This is a genomic window from Dyadobacter sp. HNCC25DJ185, assembly GCF_056895195.1.
The window spans coordinates 426,230-446,460 of record NZ_JBXHAR010000008.1 but is presented as its reverse complement, the minus strand read 5'-3'; the positions used below and the strand labels follow the sequence as shown (position 1 = coordinate 446,460).

At 44.2% G+C, this 20,231-nt stretch carries 27 protein-coding genes; 3 read left to right on the top strand and 24 right to left on the bottom strand.

From position 1 onward, the window contains the following. Nucleotides 1-23: 23 nt before the first annotated feature. From AC1XUF_RS23985 to AC1XUF_RS23975, 3 genes are all read right to left on the bottom strand, one after another. Entirely contained in the window at nt 24-425 is a 402-nt protein-coding gene (locus tag AC1XUF_RS23985; protein ID WP_483344386.1) for a DUF1398 domain-containing protein, read from the bottom strand. Nucleotides 426-490: 65 nt separating this feature from the next. Further along, a complete protein-coding gene (locus AC1XUF_RS23980; RefSeq protein ID WP_483344385.1) occupies nt 491-1,183 on the bottom strand; it encodes a DUF421 domain-containing protein in 693 nt (230 codons plus the stop codon). A gap of 117 nt (nt 1,184-1,300) precedes the next feature. Beyond that, nucleotides 1,301-1,711 carry a hypothetical protein gene (locus AC1XUF_RS23975; RefSeq protein WP_483344384.1) on the bottom strand — a complete coding sequence of 137 codons (411 nt, stop codon included), beginning with the start codon at nt 1,709-1,711 and terminating at the stop codon, nt 1,301-1,303. A 48-nt stretch (nt 1,712-1,759) separates the two neighbouring features. Between AC1XUF_RS23975 and AC1XUF_RS23970 the strand changes: the two genes are divergently transcribed. Further along, a complete protein-coding gene (locus AC1XUF_RS23970; RefSeq protein WP_483344383.1) occupies nt 1,760-1,939 on the top strand; it encodes a hypothetical protein in 180 nt (59 codons plus the stop codon). Nucleotides 1,940-2,102: 163 nt separating this feature from the next. Here AC1XUF_RS23970 and AC1XUF_RS23965 read toward each other — a convergent pair whose 3' ends face one another. From AC1XUF_RS23965 to AC1XUF_RS23900, 14 genes are all read right to left on the bottom strand, one after another. Further along, entirely contained in the window at nt 2,103-3,059 is a 957-nt protein-coding gene (locus tag AC1XUF_RS23965; RefSeq protein WP_483344382.1) for a DUF4249 domain-containing protein, read from the bottom strand. Nucleotides 3,060-3,069: 10 nt separating this feature from the next. Further along, entirely contained in the window at nt 3,070-5,472 is a 2,403-nt protein-coding gene (locus AC1XUF_RS23960; protein ID WP_483344381.1) for a TonB-dependent receptor, read from the bottom strand. A 264-nt stretch (nt 5,473-5,736) separates the two neighbouring features. Then, nucleotides 5,737-6,510, bottom strand: a complete 774-nt coding sequence (locus tag AC1XUF_RS23955) for a hypothetical protein (protein ID WP_483344380.1) — start codon at nt 6,508-6,510, stop codon at nt 5,737-5,739. A gap of 84 nt (nt 6,511-6,594) precedes the next feature. Continuing rightward, on the bottom strand, nt 6,595-7,515 hold the full coding sequence (locus AC1XUF_RS23950; RefSeq protein ID WP_483344379.1) for an SMP-30/gluconolactonase/LRE family protein: 921 nt from the start codon (nt 7,513-7,515) through the stop codon (nt 6,595-6,597). A 66-nt stretch (nt 7,516-7,581) separates the two neighbouring features. Next, nucleotides 7,582-8,391 carry a helix-turn-helix domain-containing protein gene (locus AC1XUF_RS23945; RefSeq protein ID WP_483344378.1) on the bottom strand — a complete coding sequence of 270 codons (810 nt, stop codon included), beginning with the start codon at nt 8,389-8,391 and terminating at the stop codon, nt 7,582-7,584. Between the two features lie 67 nt (nt 8,392-8,458). Continuing rightward, nucleotides 8,459-9,346 (bottom strand): oxidoreductase, encoded by an 888-nt coding sequence (locus tag AC1XUF_RS23940; RefSeq protein WP_483344377.1) that lies wholly within the window; start codon nt 9,344-9,346, stop codon nt 8,459-8,461. Nucleotides 9,347-9,474: 128 nt separating this feature from the next. Then, nucleotides 9,475-9,645 carry a hypothetical protein gene (locus AC1XUF_RS23935; RefSeq protein ID WP_483344376.1) on the bottom strand — a complete coding sequence of 57 codons (171 nt, stop codon included), beginning with the start codon at nt 9,643-9,645 and terminating at the stop codon, nt 9,475-9,477. A gap of 252 nt (nt 9,646-9,897) precedes the next feature. Continuing rightward, the gene (locus AC1XUF_RS23930) at nt 9,898-10,194 is read right to left on the bottom strand and encodes a DUF6934 family protein (RefSeq protein WP_483344375.1); all 297 of its coding nucleotides are present in this window, start codon (nt 10,192-10,194) and stop codon (nt 9,898-9,900) included. Between the two features lie 106 nt (nt 10,195-10,300). Beyond that, on the bottom strand, nt 10,301-11,095 hold the full coding sequence (locus tag AC1XUF_RS23925) for a penicillin-binding transpeptidase domain-containing protein (RefSeq protein WP_483344374.1): 795 nt from the start codon (nt 11,093-11,095) through the stop codon (nt 10,301-10,303). 41 nt (nt 11,096-11,136) lie between these two features. Beyond that, nucleotides 11,137-11,769 (bottom strand): hypothetical protein, encoded by a 633-nt coding sequence (locus AC1XUF_RS23920; RefSeq protein ID WP_483344373.1) that lies wholly within the window; start codon nt 11,767-11,769, stop codon nt 11,137-11,139. A gap of 79 nt (nt 11,770-11,848) precedes the next feature. Next, the gene (locus AC1XUF_RS23915) at nt 11,849-12,229 is read right to left on the bottom strand and encodes a hypothetical protein (protein WP_483344372.1); all 381 of its coding nucleotides are present in this window, start codon (nt 12,227-12,229) and stop codon (nt 11,849-11,851) included. Beyond that, nucleotides 12,226-12,621, bottom strand: a complete 396-nt coding sequence (locus AC1XUF_RS23910; protein WP_483344371.1) for a HEPN domain-containing protein — start codon at nt 12,619-12,621, stop codon at nt 12,226-12,228. Before AC1XUF_RS23910 ends, AC1XUF_RS23915 begins: the two co-directional genes overlap by 4 nt. 118 nt (nt 12,622-12,739) lie before the next feature. Then, on the bottom strand, nt 12,740-13,930 hold the full coding sequence (locus tag AC1XUF_RS23905; protein WP_483344370.1) for an ankyrin repeat domain-containing protein: 1,191 nt from the start codon (nt 13,928-13,930) through the stop codon (nt 12,740-12,742). Between the two features lie 162 nt (nt 13,931-14,092). Continuing rightward, nucleotides 14,093-14,323: a SymE family type I addiction module toxin gene (locus tag AC1XUF_RS23900; RefSeq protein WP_483344402.1), complete on the bottom strand. Its 231-nt coding sequence runs from the start codon at nt 14,321-14,323 to the stop codon at nt 14,093-14,095. Between the two features lie 167 nt (nt 14,324-14,490). Here AC1XUF_RS23900 and AC1XUF_RS23895 point away from each other — a divergent pair, with 167 nt between their 5' ends. Together AC1XUF_RS23895 and AC1XUF_RS23890 are read left to right on the top strand one after the other, a co-directional pair. Then, complete coding sequence (locus tag AC1XUF_RS23895; RefSeq protein WP_483344369.1) at nt 14,491-14,703, top strand: helix-turn-helix transcriptional regulator; 213 nt, start codon at nt 14,491-14,493, stop codon at nt 14,701-14,703. Then, complete coding sequence (locus AC1XUF_RS23890) at nt 14,700-14,909, top strand: helix-turn-helix transcriptional regulator (RefSeq protein WP_483344368.1); 210 nt, start codon at nt 14,700-14,702, stop codon at nt 14,907-14,909. Before AC1XUF_RS23895 ends, AC1XUF_RS23890 begins: the two co-directional genes overlap by 4 nt. Before the next feature lie 34 nt (nt 14,910-14,943). Here the strand turns inward: AC1XUF_RS23890 and AC1XUF_RS23885 are convergent, their stop codons facing one another. The 7 genes from AC1XUF_RS23885 to AC1XUF_RS23855 all read right to left on the bottom strand — a co-directional run bounded on the left by AC1XUF_RS23885 (nt 14,944) and on the right by AC1XUF_RS23855 (nt 20,149). Then, nucleotides 14,944-15,837 (bottom strand): hypothetical protein, encoded by an 894-nt coding sequence (locus tag AC1XUF_RS23885; protein WP_483344367.1) that lies wholly within the window; start codon nt 15,835-15,837, stop codon nt 14,944-14,946. A gap of 19 nt (nt 15,838-15,856) precedes the next feature. Beyond that, on the bottom strand, nt 15,857-16,852 hold the full coding sequence (locus AC1XUF_RS23880; RefSeq protein WP_483344366.1) for a glycosyl hydrolase family 18 protein: 996 nt from the start codon (nt 16,850-16,852) through the stop codon (nt 15,857-15,859). Between the two features lie 24 nt (nt 16,853-16,876). Further along, entirely contained in the window at nt 16,877-17,989 is a 1,113-nt protein-coding gene (locus tag AC1XUF_RS23875) for a Gfo/Idh/MocA family protein (RefSeq protein WP_483344365.1), read from the bottom strand. Between the two features lie 13 nt (nt 17,990-18,002). After that, entirely contained in the window at nt 18,003-19,115 is a 1,113-nt protein-coding gene (locus AC1XUF_RS23870) for a Gfo/Idh/MocA family protein (protein ID WP_483344364.1), read from the bottom strand. A gap of 64 nt (nt 19,116-19,179) precedes the next feature. Next, on the bottom strand, nt 19,180-19,362 hold the full coding sequence (locus tag AC1XUF_RS23865) for a twitching motility protein PilT (RefSeq protein ID WP_483344401.1): 183 nt from the start codon (nt 19,360-19,362) through the stop codon (nt 19,180-19,182). A gap of 60 nt (nt 19,363-19,422) precedes the next feature. Beyond that, nucleotides 19,423-19,671, bottom strand: a complete 249-nt coding sequence (locus AC1XUF_RS23860) for a DUF6364 family protein (protein ID WP_483344363.1) — start codon at nt 19,669-19,671, stop codon at nt 19,423-19,425. A 100-nt stretch (nt 19,672-19,771) separates the two neighbouring features. Next, a complete protein-coding gene (locus AC1XUF_RS23855) occupies nt 19,772-20,149 on the bottom strand; it encodes a DUF3244 domain-containing protein (protein WP_483344362.1) in 378 nt (125 codons plus the stop codon). Between the last annotated feature and the right edge of the window lie 82 nt (nt 20,150-20,231).

Here is a 20,231-nt window from a genome sequence, read left to right as displayed (position 1 = left end):
GAGCGGTCTGGACATTTTGACCGCTATACCTCAGGGATTTTTTCCTCGTACTCGTATTCGGAATTCGGACCTTGATAGATGACTGTCATATTAGCCAGATCTGCCACATAAGTGTGAATTCCCGCCGCACCAATTTCCCGGAGGAAGGTCTCGTAATCCGTAATACCTTCCTGGTTCCGCCTGATCGCCGCTTTAACAGAGTCGAGCTCGAAGGTTTCCGCACATTCGAATTCGGGCATATCCGCCGGGATCACCAACTTTTCGCCAGTAACGGAAGTATAAGTACGTTTGTGGTTATAAACCTTGATCTCATAATTGTCGACACCGAGTGCTTTAAGGTTTTTGACAAAATAGGGGTATGGCTGTCCCGCAGCCCGTTGCTCGGCAGACCTTATGAGGTCGTCGGTTAATTCAATCAGTTCCATAGCTGTTATCTTTTAAAATTTTGTAGGTTAAAATGCCGTGCCAGTGGATTGTGTCAAGGTTTGAATCAGGCGATCCTTAAAGTACGGACCGATTCGACCCACTCTTCACGCTGACATACCGGGCATATGGCTGTGCCTTTCAACTGCTGCTGCGTGTGCCCACAAAAAGAGCAGGAATGGTAGCCGTTTTTGAAGATCATTCTGTTTTTCTTATAATAGAGCTCCGGCAAGATCGGCAGCCCGTATACCACATCTTTATCCTCATAATAAAAGATACTCACCTCGCCTGAGGATTCGAGATAGGCACTTCTGACCTGCCCCAGGTGTTCGATGCTTTTTACCCGTAATTCAGAAAAAAATTCATCCTGTGCAAGAGACTCTTTCGCAAATTCTGTTACCGAAAATCTTCCTTCATGAATCAGGCAAACGGTCTTCCCTTCCACCAGCTTCTCAAACCATTCGTTTTTGCCCGTCAGCCAGGTCACGAAACGGTATAAAACAATGATTGTGCCGAAGACGACCAATGCGGGGACAATACCCACGTCTTCATAAAACATCGGGTCGCCAGCCGCCGATCCCAGTGCGATGATAATCACCACTTCGAAGATCGATAGCTGCCTCACCCCTCGCTTTCCGGTAATACGCAACGCAATTAACAGAAAGACAAACATTACAGTCGACCGCAATACTACTTCAATAAGAAAGACAGGGGGAAGCTTATTGAACAATAACCTTTCCCATTCCATAATTTCATTCATTTAAAATGTAGATAATCAAATAGTTAAATGATATCAAAATAAAAGGATGTTACAAAACCATGTTATGGCAAAGTAACATCCTCTACGTTTGTTGATGTGGTCGTTGTTACATATGGGCTAGTGTGCCATATCATCCTCCTTCGGGTGTACGATCAGCGAACTTCTGGTATCAAGCTTTCTGATCATTTCGCTGGACATAGCATCCGCATAAACCCCGTAACTGCTTACCAGCGTGCCTTTCAAACCATCTTTTGATTCGATTGCATACAGGATCGAAGTATCGGAAGGGTTGGTCATGCCTTCGAACCGATATACATGCACAATGTCGAAATCTTCCGGCGAAAGGGTCAGGCATATCCCATCATCCTTGTGTACTTCTAGCGAGTGCGCTGTCAGGTTGAAGTCATAGGTATAACCCTGTTTTTGCAAATCTTGGAGCGTTTCAATCAGAGTGTCCGGCTCATTCATATTTTTATTACTGGGATTCGATGATTTTATCTTATCCTGATCTGTGCCTTGTAAGTCCATAATCAAGTTGTTTTAAAGGTTGTTCTAAGCCTGCATACCCGATGAGATATGCCATTAAAATCGTTGTCTCCGCGATGCGCGTTCATCGTGATTGCCTATCCATACAGGCGACGGGAGCATTTATCCCTCAATAAGAAAAAAGTATGCCTCGACCCGGCTGTTGTGAAACAGGTGCTTGCAACAATCCGAAATGCGGCTCAATGGAATGGAAACCGGCCGGGCAAGTGATCTGATGCCTCGTATTCGCGGCTATTTCAATCTGTTTTAATTCGGCTCACTGAACTTAGTCTTAAGTTAATGCCTGTATTTCCGGACAAGCAGCAAATATCAGCGAACATGTTGAGGTGCTTTGACCTCAGTTTGTCTTAAAATGTAGAATGAAAGTGCGCAGCTATCTGGGGTGGTAAATGAGCTGCCCGGAGTTATACGCTGCAAAGCAACCCAATCCACCCTCAATGTTGGTAAATATCAGGGAGGGCTCAATGAAAGGGTTATCCGAATTTCCACGCATTTCGAGGGAACGGTGGTACCTGAAATAGCTTTCGTCCGTGTTATAAACTTCCAGCGTCAACGAGATCATTTTGCTTTTGGGGTATACGGTAAATTTATTTCCGTTTCCATAATCATACGTCACTGCCTGCGGCAACGTAGCGCGACCAATAGGTGAGGTAAATGAGGTTCCGTCCAGATTGCCGTCACTTTGGAAGTCATTTCTCCCGATCGTCTCGTCCCAATTGAAATTGAAACGGTTCCTTACTCTTCTCTCTTTGAAAGTTTCGGCACTGGTGCCTTCGGGCACACTGTATTCCAGGTCCATCGATGCCCTTACCCGGTAAAAATTGGTATCGATCCCGATATCGTCCCAGGTCATTTTGACGGTGATTGCCGTGTCCTGATCAAATGAATTACGGGAAAAAGAGGTATCGATCACAAACGATTTTGCCATGACCTGTTTTGCTGGAACTTTGCAGCTGGCGGTGACGGTGCGCTTGCCGTCACTCACATTCAGATAGTAAGTCTTGGCTGCGACTATGGCGAAAAGGCTTTTATCAAGGCTATATAGCTGGCTGGCGGTATCGTAAGGAACGATGGCTTCATTGATCCCGTCGGAAATTTTAACAATAGCATTCCTGACTACCCCGCCATTGCCCGTTGATTCACCAAATACCGGCACCGACTCAGTTACAACTACGTTGATACGGGCCGACTGGGGAGAAATAAAGGATTGAACGACCAGTTTGGACTCCACAACGGGGAGCTTCGATTCGTCGATATCCGTGATCAGCGATTCGCAGGCCGAAAGTGCAAATGCACACAGGAAAAGAAATGTATATGCAAATCTCGTCATTGGTCGATTCTTAAAACTTGAAATTATAGCTGAAATAGGGCAGGATTGGAAAAAGAGAATATCTTTTCAAAGTCCGCTTTGTTGTTACGCCGTTTTCTGTTGTGGTGTCCGACAAGTCATAAAAGAAGGGATTTCGTCTGTTGTAAACGTTATAGATCCCAAACTCCCAGGTACGCTCGTGCCGCTTTTTGTTTTTATGGAATTGAACAGAGAGATCCATCCTGTGAAAAGGCTCGGCACGGAAGCTGTTTTTCTGACCATATTCACTCACAGTCGGGCCGTTCCAGCCGATAATCGCTTTGCCGCCAGTGTTCAATCTCGTAATGAAATTGTCGCTTACGCCCTGGTAGGTCGATACCGGCAGAGTCAGCGCGTTCCCTGTCCCGTAGACCCAAGTAGAGGAAATGGTGATTCTTTTGCTGACCTCATAAATACCCACAATGGACAGATCGTGCCGGCGGTCGTATCTGGGGAAAAAAGTCTTGCCAAAATTGAGCTCAGGGAATTGCCAGCGTGTCCAGGATAAAGTATAACCAATCCATCCGGAAAGCTTACCTGTTTTTTTCTGTACCAAAAATTCAGCGCCGTAGGACCACCCTTTTCCTGCCGTCACATTGTCTTCCCAGCTTAGCTCATTGGCGTTTTCACCATTGATACTCAAAAACGACGATCCTTCCTTATAGTTCAGAATGTGGTTCATCTTTTTGTAATAGCCTTCCAATGTGAGCGTGAGTGCGGGCTTTTCCAGGTCTTTTGCAAAACCAGCGGCTACCTGCTGCGACTGCTGGGGAGCGACGCGATCGGTGGTAGGTACCCAGAGATCGGTGGGTAGGCCAAGGCCCGTATTGGAAAGCAAATGGACATATTGGTTCATCCTCGCATAAGAAGCCTTGAAGGAGAAATCCTGTGCGAGCCTCAAAGCAGCGGAGAAACGTGGTTCGGGGCGGACATAAGTTTTGGTTTCAGTTTGAAAAGTGCTGAGCCTGAGGCCTGCGTTAATCTTCAAAGCGTCCACCGCCTGCCAGGTATCCTCTACATACAGACCAGTCTCAACAGTGTTGATTGGCTTTGCCGAACGTTCGATCGGGTTATCGATAAAAGAACCTTCTATGGCCAGTGCCGACGGTACGAATTTGTGAAAAGTCGCCTGTGCGCCAAATTTGACGGCGTGATGGGTGGAAGGATAAAAATCGAAATCTGTCTTCACCCCAAAGTCACGGATCTTCGAATTATAGTCAAGGCTGAATTCGTCTTCTGTCGACCCATCGCCATTGATATCTTTGGAATAACTGGAAACCCCGAAATTGAAGTTGCTGAAGATGAATGAGGTATTAACAAAGAGTTTTTGATTCAGCAGGTGATTCCAACGCATGGTAGCGGTTGCATTCCCCCAATCCAAGCCAGCTCTGGTTTCCGAATCTGAGCTTTTTTCGCTCGCATGGAATTTATCCCGGCCGAAATATCCGCTGATATAAAGCTTGTCCTTTGGTCCAAGGTCGTAATTCATTTTCGCATTCAGATCGTAAAAATAATAGCCTGGCTTCACCTGGCTGTCGTCGCCTTTCTGGGATTGGGCAATAAAGGGAGACGCGAGGATATCAATGTAAGTTCTGCGTCCGGAGATCAGAAACGAAGATTTGCCTTTTGAAATAGGTCCTTCCAATGTTAACCTGGAAGAAATGAGTCCAATACCACCTTCACCATGCAGCTTGTCTTTGCTCCCTTCCTTCATATTCATTTCCAGAACCGAAGAAAGCCGTCCGCCATAACGGGCGGGAAACCCCCCTTTGGTCAACTCGACACTTTTCAATGCGTCACTGTTGAAAATAGAAAAGAAGCCAAATAAGTGATTGGCATTATAAACAACGGCATCGTCAAGAATGATCAGGTTTTGGTCGGGCCCGCCACCGCGGACGTACAGGCCGGTTTGGCCCTCCGTACCTTTCTGTACGCCTGGCATCAATTGCAGGATTCGCAATACATCCTTTTCTCCAAAAAAAGCGGGTACCTTTTTTAATTGCGCAATGGGAATCTCAATCTGGCTCATCTGCACATTACGGCTCACATAATCTTCCTGCCGTCTGGCAGAAACCACCACCTCCTCCAATTGATTAACCGTTTTGAGGAAAATATTCAGCTCTAAATTCTTGCTTAACTGAATGTGCTGATCTGTTTTTTCGTAGCCCACAAATGAAAAAGAAAGCGTAGCGGTATCAGCGACTGGTACGGTAAGTGAATAAAATCCGTACGTATTGGTGACCGCGCCGTATGGTGTTCCTGCAAGATAGACGTTCACCCCTGGCAATTGTTCCTGACTTCCCGCTTCCTTTACAAAACCGCTGATCGTTATACGTTCCTGAGCAAGAGCGATCAATGAAACAGAGAAAAAGATAACCGTAAAAATTAATCGCATAGACAGAAAGCAGAGTTGTTTCTGTAACGACCTCGTCAGGTATATAGTATGAACCATTGCACAGGGTAAAGTCAAATGATATCTTAACTATCGACTCTGCGATATATACTCAAAATCCTGAAACTTGGATCAAATAAAGTTCCTTTTGATTTGATCCAAAAAGGCTGTCTCAAAATAGAAATCGGCCAAACATGGTTTTGTAAATTGCTCTGAGACATACTCTAAATCGGACTATAGCAGAATATATTCAAAGTAAAGCAGGAGCTAGTTCATGCTTAGGGAACTATCTTCTATATGATTACGAAGCATTAATCCCGATGAAACGCTTGCAAGGATCAGCCTTAGATCTTCATCCAATCCTTTCTTGAACCATACCTTTCCATTATTTATAGTGGAAACCGCGCCGATAATTTTTCCGTCCAAATAGAATTCATAGCCATACACATCATTTTGGGTCATAAAAGGGGCGGATCCTTCTAATTCCCGGATACCGGTAATATCTATCTGCGTCTGGTGGTTTCGTAAAAATCCAACGGTTTTGTTCTTACCAAGACTTCGGCTCGCACCGTCCACATTGTGCACAATGAAATCCCAGGCCCGTACCTGATCATTTGGCTTGACAGAACCAGCGAAGTAGTTTTTGTATCTTAAGGAAATCGAGAAATAATCATTGAGGGGCTCAAAATCTGTTTCCTTAAACCGGCTGACCAAAGCAACTTCGGCACTTTTGCCATTTGGAGCAAATTGCTGAAAGCTCAATTTTTCTTTGGCACTATTGAATTTAACGATAAAGGGAATCGAATAACCGAAAGTCCAGCCCCGCTTGACTTTGTTGGTTTTAAAATCGCCAAATGAAATGACCTGTCCAATCTGAGTACCCTGCCGCCCCTTTACCGCATGGATTTCAGCCTCGTTTTTAAGATCCTGATCAACCGCCAGTTCGGCGGTACGGCAGGAAAAAGTGTACATTAAAACGCCCAGAAGAGCTGCTTTCACAGAGACGGCGACTGGGGATGCGAATTTGAATTTTTGTTTCATGACTAGTAAGTTTTATTACACTAGCCATGAAACAAGAAATATTTCTGAAGTTGGAAGCGAGAAATTGATTTCTGAGCAAACGGTTTATTTGACTCCCTTCACTTTCATTTTCAATCCATAAACGGCCGTTTCGGCTGTAATGAAAAGCATATCATTGTCTTTCCCTCCGAAGCAAATGTTGGCGGTCCAGCCATTGTGAATCGGAAACTGGGCAATCTGCTCTCCGGTTTTGTCAAAAACGGTCACGCCTTTTCCAGTAATGTAAAGATTTCCTTCGGCATCGAGGATCATTCCGTCGGAACCTTTGGAAACGAAAAGCGTACGGTTGGTCAACGTACCATCTTTTTGGATGTCGTATTTATAGGTCTTGCTGTCACCAATATCGGCCACGTACAAAGTCTTGCCGTCTTTTGTTCCAATAATACCATTGGGTTTCTTAATGTTGGCGTCAACCCTTATCAGGTTCTTGCCTTTTGGATCGAGGTAGTACACATACTCCCCTTCCTGCTGCATTTTTGGGTCGCGTTTCCAGTAATCACGTTTGTACAGTGGATCTGTCAGATAAATTCCACCTTTTGGGTCGATCCAGAGGTCATTGGGGCCGTTTAACAACTTGCCTTCGTAGTCTTTTACCAAAACTGTGGGTTTGCCATTTTTATCGAAGGACCAGACCTGATTGTCTTCATCTGAACAAGCGACAAGATTCCCTTTTTTATCAAAATACATTCCGTTAGCGCGGCCTGCATGGTCGGAAAAAACAGAGAATTTACCAGTTTCTGCGTCCCAGCGTATGATTTTGTTGTTGGGCTGATCTGTAAAAAATACATTGCCGTCTTTATCGGCCACAGGGCCTTCGGTGAATTTGTAACCGTCACCGAGTTTTTCAACCTGCGCGCCGGGCGCTACTATCGATTTGGAGTCCATGATTTGTGCTGAAAGTAAGGCCGGGAAGAGAAGCGTAGCTAACCCGGTTAAAATGTAATAAATGCCTGCTGACTTTTTCATATCAAAACAATGCCGGGTTGTGTTGGCCCCGGTTGCCTTAAAAGCCCCAAGGTCCCGCTTCCTTACTTATGCAACCCGCGATGGGGGTACGCCATAAGCCTTTTTAAATGCAAAAGAAAAGTGCGAAAGGTCCTCAAATCCGGTTTCCAGATACACATCGGATGGTGTCTTTCCTTTTTCTTTGATCAGATAATGGGCCGCTTCCAGTCTTCTCTGCAATAACCAGCGGCTAGGGGAAATGTGAAATATTTTCTCAAAATCCCGCTTAAATGTAGCCAGGCTCCGGCCGGTCAGATAGGCAAAACGCTTCAATTGGACATTAAAATGGAAATTCTGCTGCATGAAACCTTCGAGATCAATCTTGCCAGGGTCGCTGAAATCAAATAACACGTCTCTCATTTCGGGGTTGGTTTGAAGCAGGACGAGTATTGCTTCTTTTAGTTTCAACGACATAAGCTGTTGATTCGTTGGCGGCTGAAATTCCTGGTAAGGCATCAATGAATCGATGTAACTGACCAGAAGTTTGTGAGATTCCAATTCTACCACGGCCTTACCACCCTGACGGGGCGCAGCCTCGTAGCCAAATTCAAGACAAAAATTGCTTAGCGTTTGCTGATCCAAAAAGATGGATAGCGACTTGAATTCTCCGTTTTCGGGCGGCTGCTTATTGAATTTGACGAGGTGATTTCTCTTCGTAAATCTGAAATCACCATGATTGAAAGTATAATCCTGAATGCCGTCATGGAGCGTGAGAGTGCCTGCAATTTGGTAACTCAGTACATGTTCAGGTACGAATTGTTCACCTTCCCGGCTTCGGGTATAATAGCAGGAATACGTAATTTGCGACAATTGGGGCTCTTCAACGGGTTGACTCATTTTATTTCAAGCTTATAAAAATGAAACAGCATTGCAGCCCTGTTTTGTTCTGCAATGCTGTCATGCCCTAAATACCCTTCATGCTCAGATAGGCTTTGCCGACTTCTGATCCAAAAAAATCTTCGGCCTCATCGTGGTCGGTTGAAATACTCACTGGCATCCACTTTTCAAATTCAGCCTGGCGGATCAGGTTTGCGCGTTGGACGATGCCAACAGCTTCGCTGCCCAGAATTAAATGCAAAGGCGGTTCGGGATGGTCCACCAGTTCTACCATTACTTTTGCAGCTTTGCCGGGATCTCCCACAGGAACAAAAGCGCCGCTCGTTAAAAACCGTGTAACGCCACCAACCGTAGCCTCATAATCCTCAATCTCAGGTGCAAAGCCCATGGACGGACCCGCCCAGTCTGTGCGAAACCCGCCTGGTTCAATACATGTTACCTTAATTCCAAGCGGTGCAACTTCCTTGGAAAGTGCTTCGCTGAAACCGCCCAGACCGAATTTTGCGGCTTGGTACATGGTCAACCCAGCTCCGCCAACACGTCCTCCCACAGAACTGATCTGCAGAATATGTCCCGAACGTCGCCTACGCATATGGGGTAACACCGCGCGAGTCACTTCAATAGGTGCATAGAGGTTTGTTTCCAGCTGGCTGCGAACCTGTTCATCCGTGAAAGCCTCTGCCGCCCCGGTAATGCCAAAACCAGCGTTGTTGACCAGGATATCTATTTTGCCAAAATGGGCGATTGCTTTTTCAACTGCGGAGTAGATCTGCTCCTTATTGGTGACGTCCAATTGGATTGGATAAATCTGATTGGGAAACTGCTGAACAAATTCGTCTAAATGACGTGTATTGCGTGCTGTGGCAGCGACTTGATCGCCATGTTTCAAGACTGCTTCCGTAAGGCTTTTTCCCAATCCGCGGGAGCTGCCTGTAATAAACCAAACTTTTGTCATCGTGTTTTTATTTTGAATTAACGATAACAAAGGTCGGCGGAATTGGAGCGGCTAACTTTGTTGAAAAGCTCAAAGTTAGTTTGTTGAAAAGCTCACAAAAAAAGGTGTCGGAGAGGACACCTTTGGTTTTATGGGATTAAATTTTGTCGTCTCCCATTGACATTTTCGAGAAGCTTTCGGGCAAATGCTGTTCTTTCAGGAAATAAGTCTTTGCCACGGATCTTTTCCAACACATACAGAAGTGCTTCTTTTTCAGTCATCTCAGGCAGACCTTCGAGTTTTATTTTTTTCTCTTCCATAATCTAATTTAGGATTATTTTTTGAACATTAAAATCGCATCGTACTTTTTGCCGGGGATGTAATTCTCAGTCGTCATTGTCCGGCTTGCTCTTATAAACCCACCAAGGAACCAGTAGCTACGACCCAGATCAATGAAATGCTTTTCGACGAAATTTCGATAAATGGAGACCCTTTGATTGAAATTTCGGCAAAATGATTGACATTTTCTTTGACATGTTTTCATGCAATCGTCAACAAAATCTGGCCCACTGTCACTTCCCTGCTCCATCAGGGAAAACATTGAAAAACAAGGGAATGGTTGACAATACCGTGTTAAAGACCTGGTAAGCATCGCCATTATTCGTTTTAACCCTATCCTCAATGTCGTTGCGCTTTATATCATAATCCCCGAAACCAAGATTATAAACAGCTCTATCTTCGAATTGGTGTGTGTAGGAAAATACTATGACCTTAGTAACGATTTTTCTTCCAATGCTGAAAAATACGAAGCGCACTTCTTCAGATGAGCGCTCCTCAATAACATCATATACATTTGTCGAACTAGCCATTGCCAAGGTTTATTTTGAAATGGCAAAAGCTAAGGCGACGTTCTGACGCAAATTCAAAGAATTATTTGTTGGTAGGGAACAGTTAGCAAGCGGTTTGGTAAACAACTTAAATTGCACCAAGCTGTTTCAACACATTCTTCGTAATCATCTTCCGACAATTCCCAAAATCAGCATTCACCGTACTCCGCTTCTTAATCACCCGCGTCGCAAAAAAATAAACATTATCCTTCCGCTCCACATACCCAACCCACCAGCCAATGTCATTTCCATCCACACGCGTCCAACCTGTTTTAGCTCGAAGTACATAATCCGCAGTTTCTTCATTGATCATTACCTTTTTCAAAATCTCCACATTACGCTTTGAAAATGGCGTTTTGCCTTCATGAACCTTAGTCAGAAACTCAACCTGATTGCGTGGCGAAACGCCAAATGCACCAAAATTCCAGAAATCATCGCCTTTTTCGGAAAGATCACCATTTCCGTAGCCAGCGAGTTTGAGATAATGCGCGTACTTCTCCCGGCCAATCTTTTTCGCCAGTTCAATAAAAGCCCAGCCAGCCGAAACCTCAAACGCTTCTTTAACTGTGATGTCTTTATAAATCTCAGGACGATACCCGTAAAGTGTCGTATCCGTAGAGCCAGGCCACTTTACGATTTCATTTTCGTTCTTGATTGTGCCGGTTTCCAATGCAATCAAAAGGTTGATTACTTTGAATGTAGAAGCTGGCTGCGTTTCTTTGCTGGAATCTGCTTCATCACTGATGATCCACTTATGCTTTTTATAATCGTAAATGGTAATGCTGCCGAAAAGATTGCAGTCTTGGAATGGAGATGTAAGATCTAGTTGGGCAAAAGTGGAAAACGAGCCGAATAGTAAGAGAATAATGAGCTTGATTTTCATGGCGGTTTGAAATTGTTTTTTGCCACAAGATAACAAGCATTTCAATCCCTGAAAGTCACAATCACCGGAACGTGGTCGCTATATTTCGTCCAGAAATCAAAGTCGCCCACTTCCACGGATTGCAACTTTTCAGTCATATCTGCGGAAACGAAACAATAATCAAGGTGATAAGGCCGGTTACGATGCCGGTACAAATACAATGTCGGATGTTCCTCCATGCCTTGGGTTTGCTTGTGATGCAGATGGTAAGTGCTGTGAATGCCTCTACTTTCCAGTAGGCTCACCACATCCGAATGATTGCCAACCCTCGACTTTCTGTCCCAGATCGTATTACTGTTGAAATCTCCGATTAGAATTGTTTTCGTAGCGGAAATCAAGTTGTCATATTGGAAAAGTGCTTTCCAGACCTGCTCCACATATTGCCCGTCTTTGTCTTGCGGATTATTAGCCCAAATCGCAAATAGATTGAAATCCGATCGTCCATTTGTGACATGAATCGGAATAATCATCCGCAAATCGGCATTGTGATTGTCAAGAACGCGGAAGCGGTAGTCGCTATACGAAAAGATCGCAAGTCCTTTATTATTGTTTTTTCCAAACCACAAAACATCGGTAGGCTTGGGTGTACCGGCTGGAAACAGAAGTTTGTCGGGACATTCACATTCGGGAACCACCAGGATATCGGGCTGGTAGGAGAGGATCGGCTTTCCTGCGAAAAGCCATGTTGCAGTTCCAGGTGATGATCCGCATTAGTTAGGCAGCGTGCTGAGTGTTTGCAGTAATGATGTAACCACGCTCAATTTGCTGGCCAAGAAATTCTTCATCCTTGATCATTGCAACGCCGTGCTGAACATTCATATTTTGAATAAAATCCGGCAGCTCCAAATCCGCTTGTTCCAGAACTACAACCCTCGCGATCTGAATAATTTCATCTGCCGATAAGGAATTTTGTATTTTTTTTGCCAAATAACTTTGGGAATTAGGATAGTCGCGGTATGCCCATTCAGAATATACCACGATGTCCCAGCGACCAATAGATTCTTCTCTCAGGAATAAGGCAAATAGTTCATAATCACCTTTTTCGGCGGAACTGTCACGTTCGATCTCGATAAGTTTTCTAATAATATCTTTCATAAACTTTGAAGAATAATGCTGGTGAAGGAAAACATGTTTGTCGCTTTGGCTTCACTAACTAGACCGGTTACATGATAGCGCGATTCTGGCGTCCAGTCGCTAATAAGCGACCATTCATCAAAATAACGGATTTTAAACTCTGATTCAAAACCAGTTAGCGACAATAGTAATTCTAAATCGTGCGTTCTCAGGCTCTTTAATTTTTCAAATTCTTTGGATGAAGAAGGGAATCCGACCCAATTTAAGGTTTTACAAATTTTGTATTTCAGAGCGATTTCCACCGAGTAGCCGCACAAATAAAAAGAGCTATCGAAGCGCCGTGCAAGTAACAAAGTCTCTGCGTCAGCCAAACGCTCAAAGGCAATTTCTTTCAAATCTTCGGCGGGTATCATTGGTAGTGTGTTTGAGTGAGGAGGTGACGAAGTTTTCGAAAATAGCTTTAATTGGAAGTTTGTCCTGAGTCATTTGCTTCAATTGTCTCCCTGCTAGTCTCTTCTTTAAGCATCCGAACTAGATTACCTGAATTTCAACTGAGAATGTCAAAACTTCATTTTCTCGAAGAACGATTATTTCGACGGTATCCAATGGTCGTTTTCGACAAATAACATTTATTAGGTCTGGGATTGTGTTGATCGGCTGAGAGTCTGCTTCAATAAGAACATCATTTCTTCTAATACCTGCTTCATATGCGCTTCCCGAAGCAGTGTTGTCTAATGTTTCAATAACAATGCCTCCGCTCTTGCAGGACGATCCACCCAGACCGATGAACGGGCGCAGCACGGCACCTTTTGTGATCAACGCTTCTCCTAGCTCTCTGTTACGGCAAAGGAAGGCCAGTCTTGCGGCTGTCCAGCCATGTTTGTCTTGATGATGAATGCTGGCACCATTGTTTAGCAGGAGCCGGGTTATATCATAATTTTTATGAGCAATGCTGTACATTAAGATTGTTCTATCTTCATCCAAGCCTACTTTCTGTTCAATTTGAGCACCATTTATGATCAGTATTTGCGCTATCTCGGTCAATCCGTTTACGGCACATAAAGCCAGCGGGGTATAACAATGCTTGTCTTTTAAGTCAATTTGAATTTTCGCTTTTATTAAAATTTCAGTGATTCTAAGATCGGCATCAGTACTTTTTTTCTGCGCTGCAATATGATGGAGTAAGTTTCCGCCTCGCAGGTAGCTGTCCTGCAAAAACTGAAAATTGACTAATGCCTGTTTGTCAATTAATAACTGAACAAGTTGAGGGTCTTTCATAAACACGGCCAATCTTAACGGCGACTGCTCGTCTGTTTCCTGCCAATTGGCTGATTTGAAAGTCCGTATCTTTATAAAATTCACATCTATTTCAGTATTCAAAAATTCATATAAAAGTGTCTTCCATTGCGTCGCTGCGCTACTATTGGGAACGTCGTATTGTTCGAATGCAGCCCGGTCGATAAGTTCAAAAAATAATTCCGGAGAAAGAATTTGCAAATTTAGTTCGGACAAGATCCCGCTAACCTTTCCTGACGATCCTCTTCGGATTGAATATTTCAGAATACCGGTTTGATTTCCGATTTTCTTTAAAATTCCTGCCTGGATGAACAAATGAAATGCCTCATCAGCATTGGATTGGGCTATTGCCCGTCTGAACTCCGAAACTGTGAATACAATATCTTTGTCTTTTAGTGTTTGTAGCGCAACTTCTTCTGATAACATTAATTGGTTAAGCCTACGTTAATTGTCAATTTGAAATGGTTTGATTTTAAGCTTTCAAAGTTAACAGAAGTAATTTCTAGCAATACCCGATAAGTAACTCTAAACGACCGACAGATAAATGAGGTCACTTACAGATTATTCTGCATAAGTTCCGTTTGGGAACTATTCCCAAATCTCCAACTGCGGACTCTTCCGTAACTCTCCCACAGGTTCAATAATCAACCTAGCATCTTCAAAACGAACCGTAATGTGCTCCCCATGATCGAATCCCAAATCTTTCAGCCACTCGCCGCAGAGCTTGATTTCTGGAACAAACTTGGTTCGCCATTGGGAAGTCCTTTGAAACTTTGGATAAATTTTTAGTTGTCGGGGTTTTGGCGGTAGTGTGTACACGGTGTCAATTTTAAATTGATGATTTTCAAAAATAGTAATAAGTGTAATAATATGCAATTATAGTGATATAAAAATTAGTTTTAGTGAAATAAAACACTATTTTTTAATTGGAGTTGAGTTTTTAGATGTGATTATCTTACCACTAAAATGGTATTTTACGTCACTCAATGGCTGAAGATAAACCTTACAACAGAATAAAAGCAGTTCTTGCAGAGAAGGGAAAAACCAATATCTGGCTAGCCAAGGAGCTTGGAAAGAATAAAACTACCGTCTCAAAATGGTGTACAAATGATGTTCAGCCACCTATTGAAACTTTGTTTAAAATCGCAGAGGTACTTGACGTCGATTCTCGCGAACTCCTGGTTTCAAGTAAGAAATGATTTCAAGGCGAAACTACAACCGAATTAAGATAATTCTTGCGGAGAAAGATAAGTTAGCCAAGTGGCTGGCGGAAGCGATTGAAAAGGACAAATCTACGGTATCGCGCTGGTGTACAAATGATATGCAGCCTACGATTGAGACTTTTTATGAGATTGCGAAGCTGCTGGAAGTCGATGTTAGGGAATTGTTTGTGGCGTCTAAATGATTTTAAAATCTAGCTCCCTACCATTAAATATAAATTATTGCCAACGCAGAAGTTGTTCTTTGTTCAAATCGCTTAGGCGATTGCTTGGTATATTATGGTGATAATATATGTGCTGATCATTCATCCTCAACAAAATTCCAGACACATTCCTAAGCTTATTGTGACGATATTCGATGGAATAAGCATTGTCCTCAGCTTCAACTGGATAAAACGCCTCCCTCAAAAAATCAGCCAAGTCTCGCTCCTTGAACCAGGAATGAAAGTCTATATAGATACAAATAATATAGGGTAACTGAAAATTTTCGATTAAGTGGTTATACTTAGCAGCCTTTAATAGGAGTGCACTCTTTTCCCCTTTGAGCCTATTAGAGTTATAATTTATATCTCCACCTACAATTAGGCAGACATTGTTAACATGTTCTGTAAAACTAACAAGGCTGATTGAAAACCCATACGAAGTAAAAATCTGATCATCTTCTGAGGGACAAGTGCCAAGCCATGCTTCAACAGCATGTTTGATATCATCTATATCTTGGCTACTAATATTGTAGTTGCCAGACTGCATCGATAGGACGGCGCCTATTTTAATTTCGCTTAAAGCATCAATTAAACGATCAGAACGGTCTAAGAGACTACTATCAGTTTTTGAAGGATTTAATCTCATAACCTCCGCTACTACCGTTTGTCCATTCAACTCTAACGTCCAGTCCGGGGTTTGTCCTTCAATTTTCTTGTCATGCTCAATCTTATTGCAGAATTTAGTAAAAAAGAGTCCAAAGTTGATTTCGGTAATCAATGACAGAAAAGTGACTCTGTCCTTAGTCGAAGCGAGTTTCCTTTCAAGAGTTTGTTTATGCATTTTGTCAAACTCAACAATCGCGTCGTATAGCTGGGCTTTATCTTGGAAAAATTCATCTATCAGACTCATCTTGATTAGTCTATTAATTTTACCTCCCCTTCACCACCCCATCAATCTCCCCCAGCAGCGACTTCGCCCCCGTACTATCCTGCAACAACTGCCAAATCATCACCCCGCTAACCTTATCCTTCGCCAGCTCAGTTTTCTTCCGGATCGTCGGCAGACCATTATAATAAACCATCCCGCCATTCAAATGCATCTGGTCCTGGTTAATGGAATCAGGATATTGGCGGAGAATGTTTTTGTAAGACATACTTTCAGGCGCGGTGCCGCCGAAGCCGTAACCGTAGAATGGGACGCCGAGGGTTAGCTTTTCTTTGGGGATTTTGCGGGTTTCGAGCCAGTATTGGAGGTCTTCTTCGGCCATGGAGTAGGGGGCGTGCGGGCCGGGCTTGTCGGGACGCCACGGACCGGTGCGGTCGTAGGACATGATGTTGACGAAATCGAACTGTGCCAAGGCTTTGTCGGTAAACTGGCTTTTGTAAACTGTGGCGATAGCGGCCGTGATCAGTTTGTTTTTCAGCCTCAATACTGCTGCGAAATCGATCACGAAGCTTTCGTAGTTGGCGTCGATCAATGCACCTTCCAGGTCTACGTCAATGCCGTCGAGATTGTTGTCAATTGCCAGATTTACAAGGTCTTTGATTAATTTGGTTTTCTTTTCTCCAATCAAAAAGGCAGGATAATATTTCGGAGCACCGCCGCCGCCGATGGAAGCCATGATCTTCACATTTTTGGAATGCGCTAGTGCCGCGACTTCTTTGAGGTTTTCGGTTCTTGTGACTTTACCTAGCGAATCGGGATTGATAAAGGCAATGTACAAATGCGTGATCTTCGCGAAATCAATTTGTTTTGCAGAGACTAGCAAATCCGTCCGATTTGGAAGGTAGCCGATTACCTTAAAACGATTATCAGTATCGCCGCCTTTGGAAACGGTGACACTTTTCTTGCTGCAACTGGTACTGAATGCAAGAATCACCATGAAAACGGAGATGCATTGCTTGAACAACTTCGGGAATTTCATGGTGATTCTTTGTGATTTGAAATGCTATTTGCTTGCCAACATAATCTTCGCGCCGCCTTTGCGGATGGATTCGTAAACCGCGTCGACGACGATCATGTCCTTCAATCCTTCGGCCCCGCTCACATTCGGGTCGGGCTTGTTGTTGAGGATAATGTCGGCGATACCGTCCATTTGCAGGGTTTGGTGCGTGATCACGGGCTGGTTCATCGGGCCATTGTGCGTCCGGCCTTTAATCGGGCCGTAGCTGAATGCGGGGCTGAGTTCCACGAAACCTTTTTCGCCGATCACGTACAATCTTTCGTAATTGTTAAATGCATAGGTCGTGCCGCAGCTCGCCACCACGCCGCTCGGGAAGCCCAGCTGGAACATGATCGTCTCGTCCACTTCCTTGAATTTCACCGGATCGGTTTTGGTTTCCTGGGCCGTCACCCAAATCGGCTCTTCGCCCGTCGCATACCGCGCGCCGTTCAATGCGTAAATTCCCACATCCATCATCGCTCCGCCGCCAGCCAGTGCCTTTTTCAACCTCCATTGATTGGGATCGCCTGATTTGAAACCCATATAATTGTTGACATGCATGATTTTACCTAGCTCGCCAGCCTCGCGCATACGGATCAGTTCGCGGGTATGCGGCTCGAAATGCATGCGATAACCGATATAAAATTTCACCCCGGCCTTCTCGCAGGCTGCGATCATTTCACGGGTTTGCTGCGCATTATCCGCAACCGGTTTTTCGCAAAGTACGTGTTTCCCGGCCGCCGCGATTTGCAGCACATGCTTGTGATGCAGCGAGTTAGGTGTGGTGATGTACACTATGTCAATATCCGGATTATCTTTGATCTGGCTGACTGTCTCGTAGTTGTAGGTGTTCTTTTCAGGAATGTTGTATTTCTTTTTCCAGTCTTCCAACTTAGCGGGCGTACCCGAAACTGCCCCTACGAGCGTGGCCATTTTGCAGTCCTTCATCGCTTCTGCAACTCGCGTTGCATAGCTGCCGAGGCCCATCAAAGCTACACGCAACTGTTTGTCAGCCTTGGGTCCTGGGTAAGACCCGCTGGCCATGGCAGGCAAACCAGACAATGCAGTGGCACCAATTCCTAATGTCATTTTTTGGAGAAAATTACGACGAGTATCCATAGTAATTGAGTGATTATTTGTTGATAAATACTTTTGCGCCGTTTTTACCAAGCGATTCGTAAATGGCGTCGATCACTAGCATATCTTTCAAGCCTTCGGCGCCGGTTACATTCGGGTCCGGTTTGCCATTGAGGATTGCATCTGCAATTCCGTCCAATTGGTAAGCCTGGTGATTTACATCGGGTTGCTCAATCGGTCCTTTATGTGTGGTACCCCTAATCGGACCATATCCAAATGCAGGGTTCAACTCAGCCCAACCCTTTTCGCCCATCAGGCGCAGCATTTCAACGTGGTTGAAACCATAGGTGCAACCGCAATTGGCAATAATTCCGCTGGGAAATCCGAGCTGAAAAGTAACGGTTTCATCTACATCTTTAAATTTGACAGGATCGGTCTTAGACTCCTGTGCCGTGACCCAAATCGGCTCTTCACCCGTGCAATACCTCGCGCCATTCGTAGAATAGACCCCAACATCCATCACAGCGCCGCCTCCTGCCAATGCCTTTTTCAGCCTCCATTGCGTAGGATCGCCGATTTGGAAACCCGCATAGTTATTGACGTGCATAATCTTGCCAAACTCCCCAGCCTCGCGCATTCTGATCAGTTCGCGCGTATGCGGCTCAAAATGCAACCGATATCCAATGTAAAATTTCACACCAGCCTTTTCACAAGCCGCAATCATTTCTCTCGCCTGTTGTGCATTATCGGCCACCGGTTTTTCGCAAATCACATGTTTCCCGGCAGCTGCAACTTGCAATACATGCTTATGGTGCAGCGAGTTAGGAGTAATCACATATACAAGGTCAATGTCCGGGTTATTCCTGATTTCATGGAGATTTTCGTAGTTGTAAACATTCTTATCCTCAATCCCATACTTCTGCTTCCAATCCGGGATTTTGGAAGGAGTGCCTGTTACGATCCCCACCAGTTTCGCGGTTTTGCATTCTTTCATTCCCCGGGCTACAATGTTCGCGTAACCGCCCAGGCCCATTAATGCTACGCGTAGTTGTTTGTCGGCTGACGGATTCGGAAGTGTCGGGCCAGCTATGGCAGGAGTGAGGTCAGCGAGCGTGGCGGCTCCGATTCCTAGTGAAAGTTTTTGCAGGAAATCACGGCGGGAATTCATAGTCAGTTGTTAAAGTGTTGGAAACAACTGGAAAAGGGCTTGGCGGAAATTATCTCCTTATTATCTAGGCCAGATATGCCTCTGGCGTCACAACCTGAATCTGGGCTAATTTGTAATCTTTGATATTTCTTGTCACTAAAACCGAAATACCTTTCTCAATAGCTGTGTGGTATTGAATAGCATCTTCGAAATCAGGGAAGCCGGATGATAATGCGCGATCGATGATTTTGTCTGTGACTGGAAGAATGGTAATTGCTCGACAACAGATCTACGCACGCGTCAGTATCTACAAATACTTGCTCCAATGTTATTTACTATATTTTTTTATAATGTGTTTTCTGTACTCTTCTTTTTCGTCGTAAGACTGAGGAAGGGAAATTACTCCCGAAAGGCTTTTTACCAACGGAGTGATTTCGTCAGACTTTTCACTTTTTGACGTGACAAAATTCAAGTAGTTTTCCACAAGCTGTGAAAGGCTTATCTTTTTTGCTTTTGCATAATCTTTTGCCCGTTCGATCGTATCGGTGTCGAGTTTTAAAGTCAGTTTCGTATCCATAGTGCTGAGTTTATACGTCCCAAAATAAATGGTCTATACGTATAAAGCAAAAAAGCCCCCAGGCGAACCTGGGAGCTTTTGCGAACCTTCATTAAAGTGACTATTTAACAGTCAAAACTCTTTCTGTTTTTTGTTCCGAGACCTGGAACGATTTGGACTGAACTTCGTCTCCGCTGATCACGTCCAATTTATATTGACCGGCTTCCATTTGGTCCATGTTCAAAGAGCGACCGAATTTCTGGTTGTCTTTGCTGATTGTTTCACGGTATACCACATCCCCGTTTTCATTTTTCAACAAAAGGACTGTATTGTTTTGAGCGTCTGCTTTGTTGACCAGAACGTTGATTTTACCAGTTTTAGTGGGGTAGATACCGGTTCCGAATTTGGAAGCTTTGGTTTCTTTGTCTTCTGCGTTGGCAGCGAAAGTAGAGGCGATAAAAGCGAATGCGAATGCGATTGTTTTTACTGAAGTTTTCATGGCTATTTTATTTTTATGGCTATTGTTGGTTTGATTTTCTTTTTTGCCCCCTGAGGACATGACAAAAGTGGCAGGTTTTACG

Bases quoted from the DNA above. Each gene is read 5' to 3' on its own strand.
- AC1XUF_RS23860 (WP_483344363.1), bottom strand. From the start codon at position 19,671: ATGGATACGAAACTGACTTTAAAACTCGACACCGATACGATCGAACGG.
- AC1XUF_RS23980 (WP_483344385.1), bottom strand. From the start codon at position 1,183: ATGAATGAAATTATGGAATGGGAAAGGTTATTGTTCAATAAGCTTCCC.
- AC1XUF_RS23870 (WP_483344364.1), bottom strand. From the start codon at position 19,115: ATGAATTCCCGCCGTGATTTCCTGCAAAAACTTTCACTAGGAATCGGA.
- AC1XUF_RS23985 (WP_483344386.1), bottom strand. From the start codon at position 425: ATGGAACTGATTGAATTAACCGACGACCTCATAAGGTCTGCCGAGCAA.
- AC1XUF_RS23955 (WP_483344380.1), bottom strand. From the start codon at position 6,510: ATGAAACAAAAATTCAAATTCGCATCCCCAGTCGCCGTCTCTGTGAAA.
- AC1XUF_RS23970 (WP_483344383.1), top strand. From the start codon at position 1,760: ATGCCATTAAAATCGTTGTCTCCGCGATGCGCGTTCATCGTGATTGCC.
- AC1XUF_RS23910 (WP_483344371.1), bottom strand. From the start codon at position 12,621: ATGATACCCGCCGAAGATTTGAAAGAAATTGCCTTTGAGCGTTTGGCT.
- AC1XUF_RS23965 (WP_483344382.1), bottom strand. From the start codon at position 3,059: ATGACGAGATTTGCATATACATTTCTTTTCCTGTGTGCATTTGCACTT.
- AC1XUF_RS23925 (WP_483344374.1), bottom strand. From the start codon at position 11,095: ATGAAAATCAAGCTCATTATTCTCTTACTATTCGGCTCGTTTTCCACT.
- AC1XUF_RS23960 (WP_483344381.1), bottom strand. From the start codon at position 5,472: ATGCGATTAATTTTTACGGTTATCTTTTTCTCTGTTTCATTGATCGCT.
- AC1XUF_RS23855 (WP_483344362.1), bottom strand. From the start codon at position 20,149: ATGAAAACTTCAGTAAAAACAATCGCATTCGCATTCGCTTTTATCGCC.
- AC1XUF_RS23930 (WP_483344375.1), bottom strand. From the start codon at position 10,194: ATGGCTAGTTCGACAAATGTATATGATGTTATTGAGGAGCGCTCATCT.
- AC1XUF_RS23905 (WP_483344370.1), bottom strand. From the start codon at position 13,930: ATGTTATCAGAAGAAGTTGCGCTACAAACACTAAAAGACAAAGATATT.
- AC1XUF_RS23950 (WP_483344379.1), bottom strand. From the start codon at position 7,515: ATGAAAAAGTCAGCAGGCATTTATTACATTTTAACCGGGTTAGCTACG.
- AC1XUF_RS23875 (WP_483344365.1), bottom strand. From the start codon at position 17,989: ATGGATACTCGTCGTAATTTTCTCCAAAAAATGACATTAGGAATTGGT.
- AC1XUF_RS23880 (WP_483344366.1), bottom strand. From the start codon at position 16,852: ATGAAATTCCCGAAGTTGTTCAAGCAATGCATCTCCGTTTTCATGGTG.
- AC1XUF_RS23885 (WP_483344367.1), bottom strand. From the start codon at position 15,837: ATGAGTCTGATAGATGAATTTTTCCAAGATAAAGCCCAGCTATACGAC.
- AC1XUF_RS23940 (WP_483344377.1), bottom strand. From the start codon at position 9,346: ATGACAAAAGTTTGGTTTATTACAGGCAGCTCCCGCGGATTGGGAAAA.
- AC1XUF_RS23935 (WP_483344376.1), bottom strand. From the start codon at position 9,645: ATGGAAGAGAAAAAAATAAAACTCGAAGGTCTGCCTGAGATGACTGAA.
- AC1XUF_RS23890 (WP_483344368.1), top strand. From the start codon at position 14,700: ATGATTTCAAGGCGAAACTACAACCGAATTAAGATAATTCTTGCGGAG.
- AC1XUF_RS23915 (WP_483344372.1), bottom strand. From the start codon at position 12,229: ATGAAAGATATTATTAGAAAACTTATCGAGATCGAACGTGACAGTTCC.
- AC1XUF_RS23895 (WP_483344369.1), top strand. From the start codon at position 14,491: ATGGCTGAAGATAAACCTTACAACAGAATAAAAGCAGTTCTTGCAGAG.
- AC1XUF_RS23975 (WP_483344384.1), bottom strand. From the start codon at position 1,711: ATGGACTTACAAGGCACAGATCAGGATAAGATAAAATCATCGAATCCC.
- AC1XUF_RS23945 (WP_483344378.1), bottom strand. From the start codon at position 8,391: ATGAGTCAACCCGTTGAAGAGCCCCAATTGTCGCAAATTACGTATTCC.